Raw genomic sequence first — 22,276 nt, forward strand, 5'->3', positions numbered from 1 at the left:
GTGACCAGCACCGACCAGCACCGCGAGACCTGGGACGCCTTCCGGGAACTGGTGAACATGACCCCCTCCGCCCTGGAGAAATGGCTGGCGACGGAGGACTCCCGGGCCGCCGGACAGCACAAGGACGGGGGCGAGTCCACCGGTCACGCCTCCGGACGCGCGATCGTCACGATCCTGCGCAAGAAGAAGGACGACCTCTCGGACGCGGACTACGCGCACATGCGCAAGGTGATCGGCTACATCCGCCGCCACCTCGCACAGCGCCCCTCCGGGGACCCGCGGGACACCCGGTGGCGCCACTCGCTGATGAACTGGGGCCACGATCCGCTCGACGACGGCTGAACGGAGGCATTCGCACCTTTGCGGACGCCTACAGTGGAATGCGCCCCCAGTCCTGACCAGCCGAGCGGAGCAGCCATGAAGCACCCCTCCGCCACGCCGGCCGCCGACGTCGACGCCTTGTTCGGTCTGGACGCGCTGGACACCGGCGCGCCGCCGGACGAGTGCGGCTCGGCCGGCCACGACGGCGTCCGCGGGCCCGCAGCGGAGGACCGCTCCTCCTTCCGCGACTCGCCCACGGCCCGCCGCCTCCTGCCCGTGCGGACCGTCTACGCGGAACCCGGCTCCGCCGCATCCGCGCGCGGCCGTGAGATCCTCGCCCGCTTCCCGGACGCCGAAGTGACCGAGGTGGACTCCCACTGGCGCATCCCGGGGCTGCACGGGAACGAGGGGAACGTCGAGCGGTGGGTGCGGGTGAAGGGGGAGACGCTGGTCCTGGGCGAGCGGAAGACGCTGACCACACGGCCCAACGGGCGCTCCGCCGACTGGATCGCCCCCGGTGCGTCCAATGGATGCGCCATGGCCTGCGCGTACTGTTACGTGCCGCGCCGCAAGGGATACGCCAACCCCATCACCGTCTTCACCAACATCGACGCCATCATCGCCCATCTGGCCCGGCACATCGCCCGTCAGGGCCGCAAGCCCGAGCCCAACCAGTGCGACGAGTCGGCCTGGGTCTACGACATCGGCGAGAACGGCGACTGCTCGGTGGACGCGCTGATCAGCGACAACACCGCCGACCTCGTCCGGTTCTTCCGCCGGCGGCCCTCGGCGAAGGCGTCGTTCGCCACCAAGTTCGTCAACCCCGATCTGCTGGCCCTGGACCCGCGGGGCAGGACCCGCATCCGCTTCTCGCTGATGCCCGCGGCGGACTCGCGGCTGCTGGACATCAGGACGTCACCGGTGGACGACCGGATCGCCGCCGCCGCGGACTTCCTGGAGGCGGGGTACGAGGTGCACTTCAACCTCTCCCCCGTGGTGCTGCGCCCAGGCTGGCAGGAAGCGTGGACGGAGGTGCTCCGGCATCTCGACGACGTCCTGCCCGACCGGGTCAAACGGCAGGCCGCCGGCGAAGTGATCATGCTCACCCACAACCGGGAACTGCACGAGGTCAACCTGGGCTGGCACCCCCGTGCCGAGGAGGTGCTGTGGCAGCCCGCCCTGCAGCAGGGCAAGCGCTCCGAGAACGGTGCGCTGAACGTCCGCTACACCAACCGGGTCAAGGCGGAGGCCGTGCAGGCCCTGCGCGGACTCGTGGCGTCCCACGCCCCCTGGCTGCGCATCCGCTACGCCTTCTGAGGGCTTCGGACGCCCGCCGCCACATCACCGGCCTGCACGTGGGTACCTCCCCGCAGAGGAGGTTGCGATGTTCGAGGCATCCGATATCCGCGAATGGCGAGGGCACGACGTCGTCGACAAGGACGGGCACAAGATCGGCACGCTGGAGTCGGTCTATGTGGACACGTCCACCGACCAGCCCTTCTTCGCCACTGTGACCGTGGGCCTGCCCACCCGGCGCCGCCTGGTGTTCGTACCCCTGGCCGGTGCAACCGTCGGTCCTGGGTACCTGAAGGTGGTGCACGACAAGGACCGGGTCAAGAAGGCGCCGTCGATCGACACCGACGGAGAGCTGCCCGCCGCCGAGGAGCCGGGGGTCTTCGCCCACTACGAACTGACCTACACGCCGGGCGCCGGCGGCGAGCGGCGCCTGGGCCGCCGTTGACGTACCGAAGCCGCCGGGAGAAACGATGAGCGTGTTCCTGTTCCTGATCCTCGTGGCCGTCGTCCTGGGCATCATCGGCTTCGCCGTGCACGGCCTGTTCTACCTGCTGATCATCGGCGCCGTCGTACTCGTCGCCGATCTCGTCTTCGGCGCCATGCGCTTCCGCCGGGGAGGCAAGAAACACCGCATCGCGCGTTGACGGGGCCCGCCGGCGCGGTGCCCGGCCGGTCGGACCGCCGTGTCCACGGTCGACGTCCGCCCCAGTGTCCTGCCAGTGGCTTTCTGCCGTCGGCCGCGATCGCCGCGGCACCGCGCTGCCCGTGGAGGTCCACGACGGACTGCGCGACGGGCTGCGGTGCGGCGACCGCCACACCGCCACCGTCACCCGGCACAACGGCCGCACCTCCGAAGTCCCTTTACATCGACGGGACTTGGGAGAGGAGCGGCCACGGAGTCCGTGGCACAGAAGCTGAGCAGGGCGCGCGTGCGGGCCTTCACCGGCCGCGACGGACGGCCGGAAGCGTCGACAGGCAGATCATCGACGATCTGCCGGTGGAGTTCCCGACCCTCCGACGCCGCAGGTCACGAGGCCGCAACGGCATCCCGCCAAGGGCGTCGATGACCGGCCGGCGCAAACGATGATGGGCTGAAAACCGTTCGCCCCTGCGGCATACACGGGCCGCTCCTCCTCGACCGACAGGATTCGCCATGCCGAACTCCCGCCAGACCAGCCGTCTCAGACCCGGCACCGTGCTCCGTACGACCGTGACGAGCGCGGCCGTCGCCGTGCTGGCGGCGACACTCACGGCCTGCAACGGAGACGGAGCCCCCACGGCAGCTCCCACCGCCGCCGACACGGCGACGGCACAGCCGAGCGGAGGCGCTGCGGGAACCGGCACCCCGACGACCGGGGCCGAGCCGGCCGGCAAGCCGGGAGCGGGCACCTCGGCCCCCGCCGCGGCCACCTCGCCCGCCCCCACGGCACCGGCGCCGGCCGCAACGGCCACGCCCGGCAGCGCGGGCGACGGCACGGGCTGCGACCACAAGATGCCCATCTCCCCCGACGAGATCGCGGTCTACCGCTACACCCCCGAGGGCGGCTCGCTGAGCCTCATCGTCAAGCACGGCAACTGGGGCTGTGCCCCCGCGGACTCCGACGGCGCGCCTTTCGAGACGGTGGGCAAGGAGACGTACCTTCCCCTGGATCAGGCGGCGTACGTCACCGTCACCGACCCCGTCGTGGAGAGCACCGAGAACCAGCACATAGGAGTGCAGGAGTTCCTCGACTGGCTCGAAGCGCACCCGGACAGCGGACTGGTCTTCACCTACCACCTCGGCGCCGACGGGGCGATCGACCGCCTGGAGGAGGAATTCACGCCCTGACCGGTCACGCCGGCGCCGCCTCCCGGCCGGAATCCGGCCACTCGTAGGGCAGATCGTCGGGAACACCGGGGAAGGCGTGCGCGTACGTCTCGTGGTCCTTGCGGACCAGCGCGGACTGGTGGCTGCGGTGGAAGGCCTCGTCACCGAGCCACGGCGGCAGTTCCCCGGCGGCGGCCAGAGCGGCCTGGTCCCGTACACGGGCTCCCGGACGGCTCGCGGCGTATCCGGCGATCAGGGACGCGGCGCAGCTGTCCTGGTGGCCCTGCTCCCGCCAGACCCGGCAGATCTCGAGACCGTAGCGGACCAGGGCCTCCTCGTACCCGTGCCACATCCGCACCGCCGGGTGCCTGCGCCAGCCGTAGCCGGGAACGGTGAGACCGCGCAGGACCTGGAGCGCCTCGACCCGCTGCTTGCCCAGCCGGCGACGGTCCAGGAGCAGCGCGGAGCGCCGGAAGTCGGGGTCGGGCAGGAAGGTCTGCATGGGCGCCGTCCTGGAGCTGGGTGCCTGGCACGAGGCCGGTACGGCTCGTACCCGGCCGCATGTGTCTCAGGGTGCCGCTGTGCCTGTCGGGGTCACCGAGTGCCCGGGAACCAGGGGCTCAACCACGGCCCCGCCGTACCCCGCGGGCCGCGCGCGGAGGTACGCCTCCAGCTCTGCGGCTCCGGTCAGCAGCGCCCGCCCGCGGGCGGACAGCCGGCCGTGCCAGTCGTCCAGCGTGGCCTGCAGCGGCTCCAGACCGCCGGCCGCCCGTACCTGGGCGATCAGCGGGGCGATCTGCTCCAGCAGGTAGCCGCCCCGCCTGAGCTGATGGGCCAGCCGGGCGTCCCGTACGGCGGCCTCGTCGTAGACGCGGTAGCCGGTGAGCGGATCGCGGGTCGGGCGCACCAGCCCGGCGCGCTCCCATTTGCGCAGCGTCGCGGGCCGGATGCCCAGTTGGTCCGCGAGCGGGCCGATGAACGTGCCGCCGTACCCGGATGCCGCGGCCGGGCCTCGTCCGGGGCCGTACCCGGATGCCGCGGCCGGCTTGTGCTCCGCACCGCGCCCGTGGGCCACCGCCGGCCCGGGGTGCGCGCCGGGCTCGGGGGCCGGGGTGGACTCCAGGTCGCGGAGGGCGCTCTCCACGGCCTGGAGGGTCCGCCGGTCGTCGAGGAGCTGGGCATGGCTGCCGTCGATGAGACGGAACGCGTCGTCCATCGCGTCCTGGTGCACGGCCCGCATGATCGACGCAGCGGTCCGGTGGCCGTGGCCGGGCACCAGGGCGAGAAACGCGCGCAGGGCCGCCGCGTGCAGCGAAGAGTAGGTGCGGTAGCCGTGGGGCGTGCGAGCGGCGGCCGGAAGGATGCCGGCCTCCTCGTAGTTCCTGATCGCCTGCGTCGACAGACCGTGCCCGCGCGCCAGATCAACCGGCCGAAGTCGCTCGGCGCTTTGAAGGTTCCGCCCCATGAATCCGAGGATATCGCGGCGATGTCACCGCCAAGTTTCAACCGAAGGTTCAACGATACGGTTGAAGGCATGGCTACCGACATCAAGGAAACCGCCCGTGCCGTCGAGGCCGCCGCGGTGATGGGGCTGCTCCCGGGCCGGCCACGCCTGCTGGCCCTGGGCGAGCCCACTCACGGCGAGGAAGCCCTGCTCGACCTGCGCAACGGACTGTTCCGGCAACTGGTCGAGCAGGAGGGCTACCGGACGATCGCCCTCGAGACCGACTGCTTGATGGGGCTGGTCGTGGACGACCACGTCACCTCGGGCTCGGGAACGCTCGACGAGGTCATGGAGCGCGGAATCAATCACGGCTGGGGCGGCTTCGAGGGCAACCGTGAACTCGTGCGCTGGATGCGCGCGTACAACGACGGCCGGCCCGCGTCCGAGCAGCTCCGCTTCGCCGGTGCCGACGGCCCGCTGGAGATCACCGGCGCCGCGAGCCCCCGGCAGGCCCTGACGGCACTCCACGACTTCCTGTCGGCCCGGGTGGACCCGGACCTGCTGCCGTGCACCGCGGAAACACTCGACCGCTTGCTCGGCAGCGACGCACGGTGGACCGAGCCCGCGGCGATGACGGACCCGGCCGAGTCCGTGGGACGGTCGCCCGAGGCCGGGGAACTGCGGCTGATCGCCGACGACTTGACGGCCCTGCTCGAGGAGCGGACCCCGCACCTGCTCGCGACCGCGTCGCCCGACGACCGGGACCGGGCGCACCTCTACGGCCGCACCGCCACGGGCCTGCTGCGGTACCACTACTGGATGGCCGACACCTCACCGGCCCGCATGACCCGGCTGGTGAGCGTGCGGGACCACATGATGGCCGCCAACCTCCTCGCCGTCGCCGACCGGGGTCCTGCCCTCGTCTTCGCCCACAACTCCCGTCTGCAGCGGGAGAAGAGTTCCATGCGGATGAGCGGGAAGCCGCTGCAGTGGTGGAGCGCAGGCGCGCTGGTGAGTGCCCGGCTGGGCGAGAGGTACGCCTTCCTGCCCACGGCCCTGGGCACGATCCGGCACCGGGGAGTGGACACGCCGCCGCCGGACACCCTCGAAGGCCTCCTCCACGCGCTCCCGGAAGACCGCTGCGTCATCGACGCTCCCCGCCTGGCCACCGCCCTCGGCGGCACGCGGCCCACGCCCCGCGAGTCCCCGTGGTTCGGCTACGCCCCGTTCGACCCGGCCCACTTGAGCCACAGCGACGGTCTCGTGTTCGTCAAGGACGTCCGGTAGATCCGGTGCGGGCGCCCTCGCCCGTCTCGCCGGCGCTTAGCCTTTTCCGACCTGTCGGCCTCCCGCGCTCTCACAGGCCGAACAGCCTGGTGGCGTTGTCGTGGCACACGGACCGCAGCCATTCCGGGCCGAGGTCCAGCCGTTCCAGGGCGGCGAGTTGGTGGACGTAGGGGTAGGGAATGTTGGGGAAGTCGGAGCCGAGCAGGATGCGGTCGCCGAGTTCGGCCAGCCGGGGCAGGGCCCGGGGCGGGAAGGGCATGAGCTTCTCGGTGAAGTCCGTGAACGCCATCGTCGTGTCCAGCCGCACCTCGCCGTACCGCTCGGCGAGGCCGAGGAATTCCTCGTACTCGGGCATCCCCAGATGCGCGACGATCAGCCGTAGCCGGGGGTGCCGCGCCAGCACCCGTGCGATCGGCCCGGGCCCGGTGTGCTTGCCCGGTGCCGGCCCGGAGCCGCAGTGGATCACCACGGGTACTCCGGCCTCGGCCAGCAGCCCCCAGGCCTGCTGGAGCAGTTCGTCGGCCGGGTCGTACGCCCCCACCTGGACATGCGCTTTGAACACGCGCGCGCCCGCTTCGACGGCCTCGCGGACGTACGTCTCGACGCCGGGTTCCGGGTAGAGCGTGGCGGTGTGCAGACAGCCGGGGGTGCGGCGGGCGAAGTCGGCCGCCCACCCGTTCAGCCACCGGGCCATGCCCGGCTTGTGCGGGTAGAGCATCGCGGTGAAGGCCCGGACGCCGAACTCGCCGAGCAGGGCCACCCGTTCGGCTTCCTCCTGTCGATAGGCGATCGGCCACTCCAGCCCGGCGGTCAGTGGTCCTTGTGCGTCGAAGTAGTCCCAGACCTTGCGCAGGACGCGCTCGGGCATGAAGTGGGTGTGGACGTCGACGAGGCCGGGGAGACCGAGCCGCTGCCAGAAACGACGTACCTCTTCGCCCTCTTCACCCGGGGACGCCGCGCCCGTGGCCCGGCTGGAGCCGGAGGCCGCGTCCGGTTCCGGCATCCCGGCGGTGCAGCAGGAGCCGTGGACAGCGGCCGGTCGTGAGGAGTCGGCAGGATCGACGGGTGCGGCACGGTGATCGTTCATGCCGCCCACGATCGGCCCGGGCCGAGGGGCCGGTCCACCCCTCATCGCAAGGGGCGCGTGAGGGATGCGTCACGCGCGCCGTCGTCCTGCGCCGCATCGCCGGCGTGGTCCCGCCCGGTGGTGCGCGCGGGGCGGGCGGCGTCGCCGGCCGGGGTGGTGAGGACGGCGAGGCACAGGATGACGAGGGCGACGCCGGTCCAGCCGAGGGCGGGGAGGCGTTCGCCGACGACCAGCACGGCGAGGACGGCCGCGACGGCCGGTTCGAGGAGGGAGAGGGTGGTGGCCGTGCTGGCGGGCACGTGCGCGAGGCCCCAGCCGAACAGGGCGTAGCCGGCGAACATCGGGATCAGCGCCATGTAGATGCCCACGGCCGCGTTGGACCAGGACCCGACGAGCGGGGCGCCGGTCGCCGGCAGGACGGGTACGAGGAGGAGACCGCCGGCTCCGAAGACGGCACCCATAGCCGCGCGTGAGGGGATCCCCTGGGTGATCAGCCGGTGTGCGGCCCAGGAGTAGAGGGCGTACGTGGTGGCCGCGACGAGTCCGAGGCCGACGCCGAGCAGCGTGTCCGCCACGGGCGACCGCCCCGCACCGTCGGCGGCGTGGGTGGCTTCCGCCAGGCACAGCAGGACAGTTCCGAGCAGGCCCAGCGAGGCGGCGAGTATCCAGCGACGCGTGAGCCGGCGACCGTCGACGACCCGTTCGATGACTGCAGAGGCCACAGGAGCGGTGCCGAGGGACACCACCGTGCCCACGGCGACCCCGGCCAGGTGCATGGAGGTGTAGAACGCCAGGGGATAGACGGCCACCGAGGCGGCGCCGAGCAGTACGGTGCGGCGCTGGGCGCGTATACGCCGCGCATGACGGGTGATCGGCCCCACCGCGGCGAGCGCCTGGAGCAGTCCGCCCAGGCCCATGGCGAGGGCGCCGATGGCCAGCGGGCCCACCTCCGGGGCGAAGGTGGCGGCCGTCCCCGTCGTGCCCCACAGGACGGAGGCCGCCAGCACGCACAGCGCCCCGGTCGCCGCGGACCCGCCGCGGCCGGCTCTCCTCACAGCCGGTCCAGCAGGGCGGCGGCGAGTGAGCGGGCGCGCTGGAGACGGTCGCCGCCGCCCTCCAGGCCTGCGCGGGCCATCGCGCCTTCCAGGAGGAAGGCCAAGTGCTCGGCCGTCGTGCGCGCCTCGTCGGGGCGGCCGGGCAGCAGGTCCGCCAGATGTCCGGCGATCAGGTGCTCGACCTCCTCCTTGTGGGCGCGGACCACGTCTCGGCCCTCGTCTCCGGCCGGCAGCTCGGCGGCGGCGTTGAGCAGTCCGCAGCCGCGGAACCCGTGCTCGTAGGCGAAGGCGGCGTGGTCCGCGTAGGCGTCGAACACCGCCAGCACGCCCTCGCGTGGTCCTTGGGCCCGCGCCAGTCGGGCCCGGTACAGGCCGAGCCACTCCTCGTGCCGAGCGTCCAGATAGGCCCGGATCAGGTCCGCCTTGGAGGAGAAGTTGTTGTAGAGGCTCATCTTCGCCACGCCGGCCTCGGCGGTGATCGTGTCGATGCCGGTCGCGGCCACACCGTCGGCGTAGAAGCGCCGGGCCGCCGCCTGGAGCAGGCGTTCACGGGCCGGGCGCCGCCTCCGGCCGCCCGTCCCACTCGCGCCGGCCGTCGAATTCACGTCGGTCTCGCCCATCAGGTTCCCAAACTAGGTAGGTCGGTCTACCTAGCATAGCGGGTGTGCCGGCGGAGAGCAGCCGGCCCCCGACCCGGCGCACCGCAGCCCACCGGACTCAGCCGTCCGCCTTCACGGTCTTCATGGTGAGGTGGGAGGTGAGACGCGGGAGGACGGGCAGGCCGCTGAGCCATTACTCGCCGGCGGATCCCCACCGGCCGCACCACCGACCGCACTTCCACCACCAAGAGACGCCTACGCTGTGCCCATGATTCATTCGCAGTGGGCCGGCGTGCGGGAGCGTGTCCTGGCGTCGGGCGCCGAGCCGGGCGGCGCTCAAGGGTGCGCAGCGGGTGGCCGATGGCGGTGACATGGAGACGAGATCCTTCCTCGCCGCACGCCTTCGCATGAACCGCCGCCTGCTGGGGGCCGCTGCGGCGCTCTGCACCGTCCTGTGGGTACTGTCCGTGGTGCCGGCGGTGACGGCCGGGGCGTTCTCGTCGCACCCGGCGGGAGCCGCGGACTCGAAGGCCCTGCGGGCGCTGTTCGGGTCGGAGAACCGTGTGATCGGCACGCGCGAGCACGTCGTGGCCGTGACCTTCAACGCCGCCTGGAACGATGCCGGCCTGGACCGCATCCTCGCCGGCCTCGCACACCGGCACGTGCCTGCCACGTTCTTCCTGACCGGCGACTTCGCCGACCGGCACCCTGCTGCGGTGAGGAAGATCGCGGCCGCCGGCCATGGACTGGGCAACCACTCCTACAGCCACGCCTGTTTCACCCAGCTGAATGCGGCCGACAGCCGCCGCGAGGTCCGGGCGGCGGACCGGGCCCTGCGTATGGCCGGGGCGGGCGGCGCGCTGACCCCGTTCTTCCGGTTCCCCTACAGCGAGACCGACCCCACCCGCATCAGAGAGGTCAACGGGCTGGGCTTCGCGGACATCGAATTCACCACCGACACCAACGGCTGGATGGGTACCGAGGGCGGTATGACCGTGGACCACGCCGTGCGCCGGGCTCTGGAGGCGCTGCGCCCGGGGGCGATCCTGCAACTGCACGTCGGCGCTCCCGAGGGCCGCACCGAGGTGATCGACGCACAGGCCCTGCCACGGATCCTCGATGCGGTCACCGGCCGCGGTTACCGTGTCATCGACCTCCGCAGCCTGCTCGCCCCCGACCGGACCACGTGAACGCCGGACCCGACTGATCACGCCCATGTCCGCCGTGCCCGGTCGCCATCGGCCGCGGCCGGTGGGCCGCCGGGCCCGGGAACGCGGCGAGAGCGTGCCGCCCGGGCCGGGCGGCACGCTCTCGCGTGGGTGCTGGAGCGCGGACGGTGGCGGCCGTTCCGTTGTTCGCCCTCGCGGGATCAGCGCATGCGCAGGGCCTGGCGGATCGTGGTGAACAGGTCGGTCTGGTTGGTGAGACCGAGAACGCGGTACGCCTCCGGGCCCTGGGCGGCGATGCGCACCTGGGTGCCGGTGTGCTCCTGGGACTGACCCGGGGTGTTGGTCGAGTAGTTGACCTTCAGCTGCTGGCCCTCGTTGGTGACGAGCGTCGAGGACAGGCCGGGCGGGGTGGCCTCCAGCGGGACGATCTGGCTGGTGTGGCCGTGGTCGGCGGTGGTGACCACGAGGGTGTCGGGGTGCTTGGCCGCGTAATCACGGGCGATCTTCACCGCGCGGTCGAACGCCGCGGTCTCGCCGATCTGGCCGCAGGGGTCGGCGGCGTGGTCCTGCTTGTCGATCGAGGCGCCCTCGATCTGCAGGAAGAAGCCCTGCTTGGAGTGCTTCTGCTTCTGCTTGGCCTCGAGCAGCTGGATCGCCTTGGAGGCGGAGTCCGCGAGGCTCGGCGTGGTCGACGGGCGGTTCGGGTTGGAGGTCACGCACCGCTGCGCGTCCGTGCCGCCGACGGCCGCCGCCTTGCCGGTCCACTCCACCGGCACGTTGCCGTTGGCGAACAGGCCGAGCACCGGCTTGCCGGACTTCACGCCCTTCAGGCCCGCCTTGTCGGTGACGACCTGGTAGCCGAGCTTCTTCGCCTGCTCGGTGACCGTGAGGCCCTTGTACTTGCCGTCGGTGACCTTCTGGTCGAAGCGCTGCTTGCCGCCGCCGATGAGGACGTCGACCTTGTGGTTGACCTCCTGCTCGGCGATCGAGCCGGGGCCGCCCGCCGCGATCGTGTCGGCGGGGCACTTGGCCATGTCGGCCGGGCCCTGGCAGGAGCGGTCGGTGGCGTGCGAGGCGAGGACGGCCGGGGTGGCGTCGGTCAGCTCGGCGGTGGTGACGTCGCCGGTCGCGTAACCGTTCTTCTGCGCCAGCTCCAGGAGGGTCTTCACCGGCTTGTCGGTGCCGGGCGTCTTGGAGATGCGGCCGTTGACCGTCTTCACGCCGGTGGCCCAGCCGGTGCCGCTGGCGGCGGAGTCGGTGACATAGTCGGGCGTGCCGTCGGCGTGGACCGCGTACGTCGTGTAGGCGCCGGTGAGCGGGAACTTGTCCATGTTCAGGCGGCCGTTGGCACCGACGGTGTAGTCACGGGCGAGGGTGATCTCCGAGTCGCCCATGCCGTCACCGATGAGCAGGATGACGTTCTTCGCCTTCCCGCCCTTGATCGCGTCCTTGGCCTGCTGCGCGTTGTCGAAGGCACCGGCGGCGGTGGTGACGGCCACGGCGGCCGTGGTCGCGGCGACCAGAGCGGTCGCGATCGTGAGGTGACGGCGGGTGGGTCTGTGCATGAAATGACTCCTTGAGGCGTCCCGTGGGACGGTGCGAGCACCAACGCAAGCCAGATCACCAGGCGTTGGCAAAGCGAAGATGAACGGATGATCTTCTTGACGTATCCGCCACATGACACGCGTCCGGCGGCCGCAGGAGCCGACCCGGGCAGGCGGTGGAGAGCCGCCCGGCCGCGTGTGCCGGTGGGGGCCGGCACACGCGGGCCGTCGGTCAGAAGGTGAGTTTCCAGCTGTCGATGAAGCCGGTGTCCTGCGCGGCGACGTCCTGCACCCGCAGCCGCCACGTTCCGTTCGCCGTCTCACCGGACGCGTCGACGGTGTAGGTGGCGATGACGTCGTCCGCGGAGTCCGAGCCGCTGGAGTTCTTCAGCCGGTAGGCCGTACCGTCCGGCGCCAGCAGGTCGATGACCAGGTCACCCCGCCAGGTGTGCTTGATGTCCACCCCGACCTTGAGCGTGGCCGGCGCGTTTCCCGTACGGCCGGAGACGGTGATGGACGAGGTGACCGCGGCCCCGTTGTCGGGGACGGCGACGTCGGCGGTGTTCTCGTACGACTCGCCGGGCGGCGAGGACTCCGTCCCCAGCGTCCATATCGCGTGTGCGAGGGCGTCGCTGTTGCGGTCCAGCGCGGTGTCGTCGATGTTGGCCGTCGTGTCGCAGGAGGAGTGGTAGCACCGGTCGAAGGCCTGACCGGAGGTGCCACCCCACTTGGTGACCTGCGCGGCCGTCTTCGTGCGGCCGGCGCCCGTGAACAGGCCGCCGACCGGTATGCCGACGTTCTTGAAGGACGCGTGATCGGAGCGGCCGTCGCCCTCCGTCTCCGGTTCGGTGGGCACGCCGATGCCCGCGTACCAGTCCTTGAAGACCTTCTCGAGCGCCGGATCGTCGTCGTAGACGAAGTAGCCCGGGTTCGGGGAGCCGGCCATGTCGAGGTTGAGGTACCCGGTGATCTTGGCGCGGTCGGTGGCCGGCAGGTTGTTCACGTAGTACTTGCTGCCGACCATCCCCAGTTCCTCGGCGCCCCACCAGGCGAATCGCAGGTGTTTCGTGGGCTGGAGCTGCGCGCGGGAGACGGCGAGGGCCGTCTCGAGCACGGCTGCGGAGCCGGAGCCGTTGTCGTTGATCCCGGGGCCCGCGGAGACCGAGTCGAGGTGTGCGCCGGTCATGAGGACCTGGTTCGGGTCGCCGCCGGGCCAGTCGGCGACGAGGTTGTACCCCGTACTGCCCGAGCTGGTGAACTGCTGGAGGGTGGTGGTGAAGCCGGCTGCGTCGAGTCTGGCTTTCACGTAGTCGATCGAGGCCTTGTAACCGGTACGGCCGTGAGCCCGGTTCCCGCCGTTGGCGGTGGCGATCGACTGCAGCTGCGCGAGGTGTGCCTTGACGTTGCCGATCGGGATGTCGGGTGCCGCCAGGGACTCGGCGCCCGCTGCGGCGGGGCCGGTCCGGCCGGGCGTCGCCGAGGCAGCGGGTGTTCCGGCCAGCAGGGCCGCCGCGGCCGTCAGAGCCATGGCGGCGACTGCCCGGGAGTTGGCGCGGGGCAGCCTGGACCTGGGATGCGTCATGTGGGGAGCCGCACTTTCTCGTCGATGTGGGGAGTCGAACGGTGCCTGGTTCGGTGGTGCCAGAGCTGTGCGGGTGCTGTCTGCGCCTGATGCTCAGTCAGCGGCGGTTCCCCGTCAAGAGCCATATCCGGGCGTGAGCAGCCCGGCTTTCATCCGGTGAGGAAGGCGGCCAGCGCCTCCGCTGTCCTCTCGGGTGCTTCGACCTGCGGATAGTGGCCGACGCCGTCCAGGACGGTGAATGCGGCGTCGGGGCGCCGGCGACGCAGCCGGTCCAGGACGTGGGCCCCGCTGACGGGGTCTTCGGGACCCCACACGAACAGGAGCGGGCCCTCGTAGTGTTCCAGGGCGCTGGTCCACCGGTGGAAGTGGACGCGGCGGTCGTCGATGTACCGGAGCAGGCGCGGGGCCAGGTGGTGGCCGTTGCCGCGGGCCATCGAGGTCCACATGTCGTGCAGCAGTTCGTCGGGGACGGGTCTGGCCAGAACGCTGCGCAGGCCCGCGGTGAACTTCTTCTCGTCGGCGAGGCGGGCGAGGAGCGGGCCGACGGGGCTGTGCAGGAGGCGCTGGAGCAGGATCGGGCGGTGCAGGTCGGCATAGAGGCCGCCGTTCAGAAAGGCGGCGCGGGTGATCCGGCGCGGGTCGCGGGCCAGCAGCTCCTGTGCGACGGAGACACCGTAGTCGTGGGCGACCAGCGAGGTCTCGCCGACGGCCAGGTGCTGCCAGACGGCTTCCACGAGGTCCGCCTGCTCATGGATGGAGTAGCGGTGGCGGGGCGGCTTGTCGCTCTCCCCGAAGCCGAGCAGGTCGAGGGTGGTCACCTCGCATCCGGCCGCCACGAGGGCCGGGACGGCCGGTGCCCAGTCGTGTGAGGAGGTGGGGAAGCCGTGCACGAGCGTCACCGGTACCCCCTCACCGTCTCGGCGCAGGAAGAGGCGGTGCCCGTTCACCCGCACCGTGTCGCCGCCTGCGATCCAGTCGGCAAGGTTCATCGGGGATCTCCGATTCCGTCGAGGAGGGCGGTCAGGCCGAAGCGGAACTCCTGGTCGCCGTCGGGGAGGTTGAGCGGTACCGCGAGTTCCCGTACCAGCGGGTACTGCGGCAGGCCGGCGAACAGGTCCGTCATCGCGGTCCGTTCTCCGGCGCCGCGCGCCGCGCCGCCGGTGCCGAGCAGTGCGGTGCCGATGACGAAGTGCGTGACGGTCAGGTAGATCTGCACGGCCTGTGACGGTTTCCATCCGGCGCTGATCAGCAGGCCGAGGCCGGTCTCGCGGGCCCGCAGGGCGTTGGGACCGAGGAGTTGGCCCGCCGTCAGCAGCGGCACGATCGCGGGGTGGCCGAGGAGAACGCGTCTGAAGTCCCAGGCGGACTGTTCCGCGTCGGCCCGCCATCCCTTGCCGCTCTCCGCGGGCCTCACCTCCCCCAGAACATGGTCGACGAGTTCCACGAGCAGTTCGTCCCTGCTGGCCACGTGCCGGTACAGCGAGGTGTGCCGTACCCCCATCTCCTCCGCCACCCTGCGCATGGTGAGCGCGGCGAGCCCTTCGCCGTCCACGATCCGCAACGCCACCTCGGTGATACGCCCCAGTTCGAGCCCGCCGGCCCGCGGCCGCTGCCGCGCGAGCGCCGCGTAGCGCGCCTTCCACCATCCCGCTGATCCGGCTTTCACCCCGCGACTATGCGTCCAGCGGACGCATATAGCAACCCTCTGACGCCGGGAGGAGGGAGATTCTCCTTCTGCCGGTCCGCGCCCGCTGCGCGCGAGGGCGGGGGACGAGCCACTCCCCCGGCCGCCGTCAAGGGTGCGTGGACGCCGAGCCGGCGGTACCGACCACCCCCGCGCGCCGGGCGGGCGCCGGGACGCGGGTCGAACAGGGCGGCACGGTGATCCGCTCCGGGCACGCGTCCTAGCCGTCCTCCTCGTGCAGGTCCAGGCTCGTCGTCAGGTGGATGTGGGCCGTCACCCAATACGGGGCGGCCGCCGGAGCGCCCTGGTCGTGCAGGGTGCGGACGAGGTCGTCCAGGTGGTGGGCCGCGGAGTGCAGGCCGGTGCGGCGGAGGCGGGCCGCGCTGGTGGTGAGGGCGGTGCGGGTCGCGGGGGTCGCGCGGCGCAGGCCCTGATGGGCTGCGTCGGCCAGGGCCGTGAGGGCCGACTCCAGGGCTGCCGTGACCGGATCGGCCGGGCGGTGCACGGCCGCCGGGAACGCACCGTCGCCGACGCCGGGGGCCAGGTCCGGCACGGTCACGCCTTCGCCGGTGAGTACGGCCAGCGGGTCGAGCACGGTACGGCCCCCGGCCCGGGCCAGCATGCCGCTGACGGCACGGATACCGTCGTCGGCCAGCGCGGCGGCCAGCGCGTCGAGGCCTCCGGGGCACAGCGGGTTGTACTCGGCCCGGAGCCGGACGCCGTTGCCCGCCGGGTCGCGGAGAAGTGCTTCGAGTCGCTGTGCGGCGGGGTCGTAGCCGATCTCGTCGACCGCGTCCACCATGACCACCCGTACGGTGTCCGCCTCGACCCGCGGGCGGATCAGCCGCGGTGGGCGCTCGCCGGCCGACCGCAGGTGTGCGGCGGTGTCCCGCAGCAGCAGGCTCCCGGGGAGTTCCGTCCAGGCCGATCCGACCGGCGTGATGCTCGTCGCGGCGATCCGGCCGCGGGAGAGGGTGACCGTGCGGTCGGCGGCGCGTGTGGTGTGCTCGCTGACCACGTTCGCGGTGGCCAGGGCGCCCAGCGGGGAACCGAGCAGGCGGCGCGTGGCCAGGTCGTGGCCCGTGGGTGCCTGATCCCCCGTCAGGTTCCAGCGCGTGCGCAGGACCAGGGCGATACCGGCGTCGGCGTGTGCGAAGTACGTCTCGGCCGTACGGTCGTGTGTGGTGCCGCCGACCCGGCAGCCGAGCGCCACCAGTCGTACCCGGCGCAGCGGTGTCGTGAGCGCCTCCGCCGTACCCAGCACGCCGGCGGGGTCGTGGCCGGCGGCGCGGTCGCGGGCGTGCAGCTCGGCGAGGAGCAGGGCCAGGCGTTCGGGGGCGTAGCGCGTGGTACGGGCCGAGTACGCGTCGAGCTGGTCCTGGAGGTCGGCCAGCGCGCCCGCGGGCCAGTGCTGAGAGGTTGCGGTCAACGCCCGGGCGGCCCGGCGGAGCGATCCGGTGAACACCGGGCCCGCCTGTTGCACGCCGTCCAGGAGCAGTTCGCCGGCCAGTGCCACGGCCACGCGCCGCGCCTCGTCGGCGGCGGGCCTCTGCGCGGTCGGACGGCCGCCTACCGACACCTCCGTCGACTGCCCGGCGTCCGCGGCGCGGAAGGCCCACACCGCCAGGGTGATGACCTCGCCGCGCAGGGCCGTGGCGGCGTCGGTGAGGGCGTAGCCCAGCTCACGCGGGACGGGGAAGCGGACGGTGCAGGTGGGCAGCTCCACCCGGGGCGCCGGGTCCGCGGCGGTGGGGCGGTGAACGCGGGCCGAGTAGCCGCGGGCGCGGGTGCGCTGGGCGGCGGTCAGGGCGGCGCGGCCCAGGGCTGCGGACAACGCGTCGTCGTCGAACCCGCCGGGCGACCAGTCCACGAATGCCACTCCGGCCGCCGGCGCGTCGGCCCTCGGCGCGTCGGCCGTCATCGACTCGGCCGTCACCGCATCGGCGGTCTGCGCGTCGGCCGTCAGCGCGTCGGCTGCCTGCGCGTGGTTCGGTGCGGCGATCTGGGGCTCGGCCGGTGCGTCGGCCGGTGCGGCGGTCTGGAGCCCGGCCGGTGCGTCGGCCGGTGCGGCGGTCTGGAGCCCGGCCGGTGCGTCGGCCGGTGCGGCGGTCTGGAGCCCGGCCGGTGCGTCGGCCGGTGCGGCGGTCTGGAGCCCGGTCGGTGCGGCGGTCGGTGCCTCGGTCAGGGGCCCGGTCGGTGCGTCGGTGGTCCTGGGGCGGGTCGGTGCGACGCTCTGGTACGCCAGGACCAGCGTGATCCTGTGCCGGCACGGCCCCGCCGCCGCGCAGGTGCACTCGGCCGCGTCCAGGCCGCGGCCCGGGGGCAGCGCGGTCTCGGTGCCGTCCGGGAAGGTGCCGCGCACGGTGCCCTCGTCGCCGGTGGTCACCATCGGGCCGCAGCCGGCCGCCAGGTCCTTCTGGGCGCGTTTGACCAGGCCTCGGTTGGCGAGTGAGGCGAGCGTGTCGGGTGTCAGCGCCAGCAGGTCGGCTCGGGTCACCGGGTTTCCCCTCCCCGGCCGATCCGTTCCGCGACGAACTCGGCGAGCCGGCCCGGTGTCATCGCCCCCACCGGGGCGCCCACCGCGGCCAGCTGGCCGGCCAGATCCCGGTCGTAGACCGGATCTGCGGCCTCGTCCAGGGCGGCCAGGCACAGCACGGTGGTGCCCTGCTCGACCAGTTCCCGCACGGTGCGCACCAGGCGGAACGGGTCGCCGCCCTCGTAGAAGTCGGAGATGAGGGCGACGACGGTGCGCCGCGGGTTCTCCACGAGCGAGGCGCCGTAGTCGACGGCGCGGGCGATGTCGGTGCCGCCGCCGAGCTGCACCCGCATGAGCAGCTCGACCGGGTCGGTCACGTCGGAGGTGAGGTCCACCACCGCGGTGTCGAAGGCCACCAGATGCGTCTTCAGCCCCGGCAGGCTCCACAGGCAGGCGGCCGTGACCGCCGAGTGGATCACCGACCCGGCCATGGAGCCCGACTGGTCCACCAGCAGCACGAGCTGCCACTGCTCCAGGTGCCGGCGGGTGCGGGAGTGGAAGTGCGGGCGCTGGATGAGGATGCGGCGTTCATCGGGCTGGTAGTGGGCGAGGTTGGCGCGGATGGTGGTGCGGAAGTCGAAGTCGCGGGCGAGCGGCAGCCGGCTGGGGCGGCGGGACCGGGAGCCGGTGAAGGCGCGGCGTACCTCCGGCCGAAGTCGTTCCATGAGTTGCCGTACGACCGTCTCGACGATCCGCCGGGCCGCGGCCAGCACCTGGGGGTTCATCAGGTGCTTGGTGCGCAGGACGGCCCGCAGCAGGGTCTGGTTGGGCTCGACGCGGGCGAGGACGTCGGGGTCGGTGACGATCTCGTGGATCTCGTACTGCTCCACCGCGTCCCGTTCCAGCCGCTCCACGGTCTCCTTCGGGAAGAGGCGGTGGATGTCGTCGAGCCAGTCCACGGCGGTCAGTGCGGACGGTCCGCTTCCGCCCGTGCGGGATTCGGTCGAGCCGCGGCGCACGCCGCGTCGGTGCAGGTCCTCGTCGCGGCCGTACAGCCAGTCGAGTGCGGCGTCCCGGCCCGCGGACGCGCCGTCCAGCGGGCCGGTGCAGCGTTCCGCGGGGGCGCCGAGCACGAGCCGCCAGCGCTCCAGCCCCGGATCGGGGACCGGTGGGGCGCCGGGCGGCACCGGAGCCGGAGCCGGAGCCGGAGCCGGAGGAAGTATCGGGGGCGCACCCGGGGCAGCCAGGGTCGGGGCGAAGGCCGGCTGGGTGCCGGCAGGTGCCGGAGCCGGGGCGAAGGCCGGCTGGGTGCCGGCAGGTGCCGGAGCCGGGGCGAAGGCCGGCTGGGTGTCGGCAGGTGCCGGAGCCGGGGCGAGGGCCGGCGTTGGATCCTGGGGTGCTGGGTTCATCGGGTCGGCTCCGGGTGCGGTGCGGGCGCTGCCCGGTCCGCGGGCGAGGGCCCCAGCCCGTGGCGGTCGAGCAGGCGGGTCACGTTCTCCTCCAGGGCTCTGGCACGGGCCAGCAGCAGGGGGTCGGCGGGGGTGCGCAGCAGGGAGCGGGCCGAGCCGCGCAGCCGGCGGCGCTCCAGCAGGCGCTCGGCGATGCGCTCGCGTTCTCGCGGCGGGAAGAAGGCGAAGGCCTGGCGCAGGGCAGGCAGTCCGACGAGGAAATCCGGCTCCGGTAGCGCCGACACGACACCGTCGACGACGTCGATCAGAGAGTGCTCCTCGGCCCCGGTGTCATGGGCGACCTCCTCGCGCGCCACCGCGAACAGGCCGGTCAGCCAGTCTCCGAGTGCGTCCGCCGCGGTCGCGGCGAGTGCCTGGACCACCGGTCCGGGGTCGTCCGGTACGCCCAGAGCCCAGCGCAGGCCGAAGGCGGCGCCGCGCAGACCGGCCGGAGCGCGCGGGTCGCGGCTGATGCGGGCGGCGGCCTCGGCGGCGGTGCGGGGGGTGACGGACAGCAGGCCGGGCGCGTACCGAAGGGCGTCCCGTGCGGCCTCGAGCGCGCGCAGCGCGGCCAGGTCCACCCCGGGGCCTCCGTGCAGCCCCTCCGCCAGCCAGATCACCCGGTCGACGGCGCTGCGCACCACCCCGCCCAGCAGCTGGTCCCGGGCCACGCCGTACACCCTGTCGTGCCGCCACAGGCTCAGCGTCGCCGACAACATCTCGCCGAGCCGGCCGAGGTCGCCGACCTGTCCGACCCGGGCCGCGAACGCCGTCAGGAGGTCGGCGCAGAGCGCGCCGGCCCCGCACTGCACGGCGTCGAACAGCAGGTCGGCCGGCGCCCCGGCCTCCGGGCCCGCCGCACTCATGCGTTCACCGAGCCGCGCCGCTGCCGCCTCGTCCAGGCGTGCGCCGTAGGCCCCGGCCTCGATCAGGGCGGCCTCCCGCCCGCCTGCCGCCGGCCGGGGCTCCCACACCTCGGTGAACACCGGGTCCGTCCCGTCGGCCGGCCCCGAGACACGGGTGAAGCCCGGGACGCCCAGGACGCGCAGCCGGTGGAGGGCGCGGCTGCGGGAGCGGTCCTCCTCCTCGGTCAGGTCCAGGGTGACCGGCGCGTCGGTGTCGGCCAGTCCCAGACCGGCGAGGCGGGCGGCCACGTCGTGCACCAGCGGGGGCAGCGGTGTGCCGGGGTGCAGCCGGCCCACGGCGTCGCCGGTGCAGGCGGCGACCATCTCCACCACCACCGGGTGGTTGCCCGCGCCGAGGGTACCCCCGGTCGTCCATGGCAGCGGGCGGTCCAGGTCGTCGGCGATCAGCGCGCCGGCCAGGCCGTCGAGGACGTCCACCCGCGTCTCGTACGGGTGGCCACGCAGCCGGGCCAGGCCCTGGGACAGGGAGCGGGCGGCGATCAGGCCGGCCGTGGACAGCGGGATCCCGCGGGCGCGCAGCCGCTCGGTGACCGCGCGCAGCAAGCCCTGTCCGGCGCCCTGCGGGTCCGTCTCCCACAGCCGTTGGTAGTAGCCGGGCGAGGGCATGCCGGACTGGTAGCCGGCGAAGGCGTCCAGTTGCCGGAAGGAGTACGGCACCAGGAAGCTGCCGCCGAGCGCCCCGTCGGGCGGTGCCGGCACCGCGGGCCAGTCGGCCGGGGCCGCGGCCTGCGCGTACCGTGCGGACAGTGTCCGCAGGGCCGGCTGGTGGAAGCCGCCGGTGACCACGAGCACCGGGCGGTCACCCGCACGGGCCAGCGCGGCGTGCACCCAGGAGGCCATGTACTCCTCGCGCGCCCGGTCCGCCGCGTCCGCCTCCGCGTCGCCGCGCACCAGGCCGAAGTAGGTGTCGAGCCGGGTGCGCAGCTCCTCCGGGTCGGCATCCGGCCCCAGGACCTCGAACAGGCCGTCCCACAAGGCGTCCACGGTGTCGACGGCGAAGTGCTCGCACAACCTGCGCGTGGCTTCGGCGTACCGCGCCTCGGCGTCCGCGTAACGGTTGGCGTACCGCTCGGTGTGGCCGGCGACGGCCGGGTGCCAGGCGGGCAGGTCGACGAACCGTACCTCGGCGCCGGCCGCGTGGCCCTCCCGCAGTGCGATCCACTCCGGGGAGTAGTCGCACAGCGGCGCCCAGGACGTGGCGACGCGCTCGGCGTCGCGGTAGTGGCTGAACACGGCGATGGGCAGCGTGTGTGCGAGCAACAGCTCGTCCAGCCGGTCGTTCATGTCCGCCGGGCCTTCCACCAGCACGAACGCCGGCCGCAGCGTCCGGATGGTGTGGGCGACCAGGCGTGCGCAGGCGGGTGAGTGATGGCGTACGCCGAGGAAGACGGCGGGCGCCGGCGGGGTCGCCGGCGCCGGGCGCGACTGTCCCGCCGGCCGGTCCGGGAGCGAGGCCGGCATCAGTCCGCCAGCAGGTGACGGGCCTCGTGGAGGGCCTGCCATTGCGGGCCTGGGCGGCGCCGCGCCTCCTGTTCCAGGAAGCGGCGCAGCCGGGCCAGGTCTTCCGGGCTGTCCTTCGCGGCCGTGCCCGCCAGGCAGGCCACCACGTCGGCGGCCGCGCCCGGCTCGCCACGCAGGAACCAGGCCCGCACGCCCACCGCGTGGGCCACCGAGACGGCTTCCGCGGTGCTCATCACCGTCGACATCCGTTCGCCCTGTGCCGCGGTGCCCCGCAGTTCGCGGAAGGTGCCGACCAGCACCTCCAGCACGTCGCGGCGGGGCGGCGGCTCCACGCCGGACTGCCGCAGCAGCGTCGCGGACTCGGCCTCCACCAGGTCCAGTTCGGTCTCGAAATCGGCGATGGGGAACACGGTCTCGAAGTTGAAGCGGCGTTTCAGGGCGGCGCTCATCTCGTTGACGCCCCGGTCGCGGGTGTTGGCGGTGGCGATGACGTTGAAGCCCTGCCGGGCGAATACCAGGCCCTGCGGCCCGTGCAGTTCGGGGACGGTGATGACCCGGTCGGAGAGCAGCGAGAGCAGGCAGTCCTGCACCTCCAGGGGGCAGCGGGTGATCTCCTCGAACCGTACGATCCGGCCTTCCGCCATTCCGCGCAGCATCGGCGCGGGTACCAGGGAGCGTGCGGAGGGGCCCTCGGAGACCAGCAGCGCGTAGTTCCAGGAGTACTTGATCTGGTCCTCGGTGGTGGCCGCGCCGCCCTGCACGGTGAGGGCGCTGCTGCCGCTGACGGCCGCGGCGATCAGCTCCGACAGCAGCGACTTGGCGGTGCCCGGCTCGCCCACGAGCATCAGGCCGCGGTTGGTGGCCAGCGTCACCAGGGCGCGCTCCACGAGGGAGACGTTGCCGACGAACTTGCGGCTGATGCCGGCCTGTTCGTCGCCGACGATGAAGCGGCGGGCCGCTCGCAGGCTCAGCTTCCAGCCGGGCGGCCGGGGATCGTCGTCGTCGGCACGCAGGGCGGCGAGTTCGTCGGCGTGGCGGACCTCGGCGGGCGGGCGCTGGAACATCGCCTCGCCCGCCTCACCGGCCTCGC

At 73.0% G+C, this 22,276-nt stretch carries 20 protein-coding genes; 7 read left to right on the forward strand and 13 right to left on the reverse strand.

The window, feature by feature from the left end; genetic code table 11:
* The 5 genes from JK359_RS10370 (at nt 1) to JK359_RS10390 (ending at nt 3,445) form a co-directional block, all read left to right on the forward strand.
* Entirely contained in the window at nt 1–342 is a 342-nt protein-coding gene (locus JK359_RS10370; protein WP_201834227.1) for a DUF3140 domain-containing protein, read from the forward strand.
* A 75-nt stretch (nt 343–417) separates the two neighbouring features.
* Nucleotides 418–1,638, forward strand: a complete 1,221-nt coding sequence (locus JK359_RS10375) for a spore photoproduct lyase family protein (protein WP_201834229.1) — start codon at nt 418–420, stop codon at nt 1,636–1,638.
* A 67-nt stretch (nt 1,639–1,705) separates the two neighbouring features.
* Nucleotides 1,706–2,062: a PRC-barrel domain-containing protein gene (locus JK359_RS10380; protein WP_201834230.1), complete on the forward strand. Its 357-nt coding sequence runs from the start codon at nt 1,706–1,708 to the stop codon at nt 2,060–2,062.
* Nucleotides 2,063–2,087: 25 nt separating this feature from the next.
* Nucleotides 2,088–2,261, forward strand: a complete 174-nt coding sequence (locus JK359_RS10385) for a hypothetical protein (RefSeq protein WP_201834232.1) — start codon at nt 2,088–2,090, stop codon at nt 2,259–2,261.
* A 509-nt stretch (nt 2,262–2,770) separates the two neighbouring features.
* A complete protein-coding gene (locus JK359_RS10390; protein ID WP_201834234.1) occupies nt 2,771–3,445 on the forward strand; it encodes a hypothetical protein in 675 nt (224 codons plus the stop codon).
* Between the two features lie 4 nt (nt 3,446–3,449).
* On the opposite strand, the gene JK359_RS10395 is transcribed toward JK359_RS10390, so the two are convergent.
* Nucleotides 3,450–3,926, reverse strand: a complete 477-nt coding sequence (locus JK359_RS10395; RefSeq protein ID WP_201834236.1) for an MSMEG_6728 family protein — start codon at nt 3,924–3,926, stop codon at nt 3,450–3,452.
* A 66-nt stretch (nt 3,927–3,992) separates the two neighbouring features.
* Complete coding sequence (locus tag JK359_RS10400) at nt 3,993–4,889, reverse strand: TioE family transcriptional regulator (protein WP_201834238.1); 897 nt, start codon at nt 4,887–4,889, stop codon at nt 3,993–3,995.
* Between the two features lie 69 nt (nt 4,890–4,958).
* Here JK359_RS10400 and JK359_RS10405 point away from each other — a divergent pair, with 69 nt between their 5' ends.
* Nucleotides 4,959–6,155, forward strand: coding sequence for an erythromycin esterase family protein (locus JK359_RS10405; protein ID WP_201834240.1), 1,197 nt, complete (start codon nt 4,959–4,961; stop codon nt 6,153–6,155).
* A gap of 70 nt (nt 6,156–6,225) precedes the next feature.
* On the opposite strand, the gene JK359_RS10410 is transcribed toward JK359_RS10405, so the two are convergent.
* The 3 genes from JK359_RS10410 to JK359_RS10420 are packed head-to-tail and all read right to left on the reverse strand — an operon-like array spanning nt 6,226 to nt 8,917.
* The gene (locus tag JK359_RS10410; RefSeq protein ID WP_201834242.1) at nt 6,226–7,242 is read right to left on the reverse strand and encodes an amidohydrolase family protein; all 1,017 of its coding nucleotides are present in this window, start codon (nt 7,240–7,242) and stop codon (nt 6,226–6,228) included.
* 41 nt (nt 7,243–7,283) lie between these two features.
* Entirely contained in the window at nt 7,284–8,297 is a 1,014-nt protein-coding gene (locus JK359_RS10415; RefSeq protein ID WP_372445386.1) for a DMT family transporter, read from the reverse strand.
* Nucleotides 8,294–8,917: a TetR/AcrR family transcriptional regulator gene (locus JK359_RS10420; RefSeq protein ID WP_201834244.1), complete on the reverse strand. Its 624-nt coding sequence runs from the start codon at nt 8,915–8,917 to the stop codon at nt 8,294–8,296. The genes JK359_RS10415 and JK359_RS10420 overlap by 4 nt, the downstream gene beginning before the upstream one ends.
* 350 nt (nt 8,918–9,267) lie before the next feature.
* Here JK359_RS10420 and JK359_RS10425 point away from each other — a divergent pair, with 350 nt between their 5' ends.
* Nucleotides 9,268–10,086, forward strand: a complete 819-nt coding sequence (locus JK359_RS10425) for a polysaccharide deacetylase family protein (RefSeq protein ID WP_236677603.1) — start codon at nt 9,268–9,270, stop codon at nt 10,084–10,086.
* 179 nt (nt 10,087–10,265) lie between these two features.
* Here the strand turns inward: JK359_RS10425 and JK359_RS10430 are convergent, their stop codons facing one another.
* The 8 genes from JK359_RS10430 to JK359_RS10465 all read right to left on the reverse strand — a co-directional run bounded on the left by JK359_RS10430 (nt 10,266) and on the right by JK359_RS10465 (nt 22,250).
* Entirely contained in the window at nt 10,266–11,630 is a 1,365-nt protein-coding gene (locus JK359_RS10430; protein ID WP_201834245.1) for an alkaline phosphatase, read from the reverse strand.
* A 211-nt stretch (nt 11,631–11,841) separates the two neighbouring features.
* A complete protein-coding gene (locus JK359_RS10435; RefSeq protein ID WP_201834247.1) occupies nt 11,842–13,191 on the reverse strand; it encodes a M28 family metallopeptidase in 1,350 nt (449 codons plus the stop codon).
* Nucleotides 13,192–13,340: 149 nt separating this feature from the next.
* Nucleotides 13,341–14,180: an alpha/beta fold hydrolase gene (locus tag JK359_RS10440; protein ID WP_201834249.1), complete on the reverse strand. Its 840-nt coding sequence runs from the start codon at nt 14,178–14,180 to the stop codon at nt 13,341–13,343.
* Nucleotides 14,177–14,857 carry a TetR/AcrR family transcriptional regulator C-terminal domain-containing protein gene (locus tag JK359_RS10445; protein ID WP_201834251.1) on the reverse strand — a complete coding sequence of 227 codons (681 nt, stop codon included), beginning with the start codon at nt 14,855–14,857 and terminating at the stop codon, nt 14,177–14,179. Before JK359_RS10445 ends, JK359_RS10440 begins: the two co-directional genes overlap by 4 nt.
* Nucleotides 14,858–15,095: 238 nt before the next feature.
* A complete protein-coding gene (locus tag JK359_RS10450) occupies nt 15,096–17,372 on the reverse strand; it encodes a YehQ family protein (RefSeq protein ID WP_201834253.1) in 2,277 nt (758 codons plus the stop codon).
* Nucleotides 17,369–18,760 (reverse strand): VWA domain-containing protein, encoded by a 1,392-nt coding sequence (locus tag JK359_RS10455; protein ID WP_236677604.1) that lies wholly within the window; start codon nt 18,758–18,760, stop codon nt 17,369–17,371. Before JK359_RS10455 ends, JK359_RS10450 begins: the two co-directional genes overlap by 4 nt.
* Nucleotides 18,757–21,186, reverse strand: coding sequence for a DUF5682 family protein (locus tag JK359_RS10460; RefSeq protein ID WP_236677605.1), 2,430 nt, complete (start codon nt 21,184–21,186; stop codon nt 18,757–18,759). Before JK359_RS10460 ends, JK359_RS10455 begins: the two co-directional genes overlap by 4 nt.
* Nucleotides 21,186–22,250: an AAA family ATPase gene (locus JK359_RS10465; RefSeq protein ID WP_201834710.1), complete on the reverse strand. Its 1,065-nt coding sequence runs from the start codon at nt 22,248–22,250 to the stop codon at nt 21,186–21,188. Before JK359_RS10465 ends, JK359_RS10460 begins: the two co-directional genes overlap by 1 nt.
* Nucleotides 22,251–22,276: the final 26 nt, after the last annotated feature.

It is taken from the genome of Streptomyces actinomycinicus (assembly GCF_016741775.1).
GTDB lineage: Bacteria > Actinomycetota > Actinomycetes > Streptomycetales > Streptomycetaceae > Streptomyces > Streptomyces actinomycinicus.

Excerpts from the sequence above, each read along its gene's own strand:
- JK359_RS10375 (WP_201834229.1), top strand. The coding sequence starts at position 418 with ATGAAGCACCCCTCCGCCACGCCGGCCGCCGACGTCGACGCCTTGTTC.
- JK359_RS10380 (WP_201834230.1), top strand. The coding sequence starts at position 1,706 with ATGTTCGAGGCATCCGATATCCGCGAATGGCGAGGGCACGACGTCGTC.
- JK359_RS10385 (WP_201834232.1), top strand. The coding sequence starts at position 2,088 with ATGAGCGTGTTCCTGTTCCTGATCCTCGTGGCCGTCGTCCTGGGCATC.
- JK359_RS10390 (WP_201834234.1), top strand. The coding sequence starts at position 2,771 with ATGCCGAACTCCCGCCAGACCAGCCGTCTCAGACCCGGCACCGTGCTC.
- JK359_RS10395 (WP_201834236.1), bottom strand. The coding sequence starts at position 3,926 with ATGCAGACCTTCCTGCCCGACCCCGACTTCCGGCGCTCCGCGCTGCTC.
- JK359_RS10400 (WP_201834238.1), bottom strand. The coding sequence starts at position 4,889 with ATGGGGCGGAACCTTCAAAGCGCCGAGCGACTTCGGCCGGTTGATCTG.
- JK359_RS10405 (WP_201834240.1), top strand. The coding sequence starts at position 4,959 with ATGGCTACCGACATCAAGGAAACCGCCCGTGCCGTCGAGGCCGCCGCG.
- JK359_RS10410 (WP_201834242.1), bottom strand. The coding sequence starts at position 7,242 with ATGAACGATCACCGTGCCGCACCCGTCGATCCTGCCGACTCCTCACGA.
- JK359_RS10420 (WP_201834244.1), bottom strand. The coding sequence starts at position 8,917 with ATGGGCGAGACCGACGTGAATTCGACGGCCGGCGCGAGTGGGACGGGC.
- JK359_RS10425 (WP_236677603.1), top strand. The coding sequence starts at position 9,268 with ATGGAGACGAGATCCTTCCTCGCCGCACGCCTTCGCATGAACCGCCGC.
- JK359_RS10430 (WP_201834245.1), bottom strand. The coding sequence starts at position 11,630 with ATGCACAGACCCACCCGCCGTCACCTCACGATCGCGACCGCTCTGGTC.
- JK359_RS10435 (WP_201834247.1), bottom strand. The coding sequence starts at position 13,191 with ATGACGCATCCCAGGTCCAGGCTGCCCCGCGCCAACTCCCGGGCAGTC.
- JK359_RS10440 (WP_201834249.1), bottom strand. The coding sequence starts at position 14,180 with ATGAACCTTGCCGACTGGATCGCAGGCGGCGACACGGTGCGGGTGAAC.
- JK359_RS10455 (WP_236677604.1), bottom strand. The coding sequence starts at position 18,760 with ATGAACCCAGCACCCCAGGATCCAACGCCGGCCCTCGCCCCGGCTCCG.
- JK359_RS10460 (WP_236677605.1), bottom strand. The coding sequence starts at position 21,186 with ATGCCGGCCTCGCTCCCGGACCGGCCGGCGGGACAGTCGCGCCCGGCG.
- JK359_RS10465 (WP_201834710.1), bottom strand. The coding sequence starts at position 22,250 with ATGTTCCAGCGCCCGCCCGCCGAGGTCCGCCACGCCGACGAACTCGCC.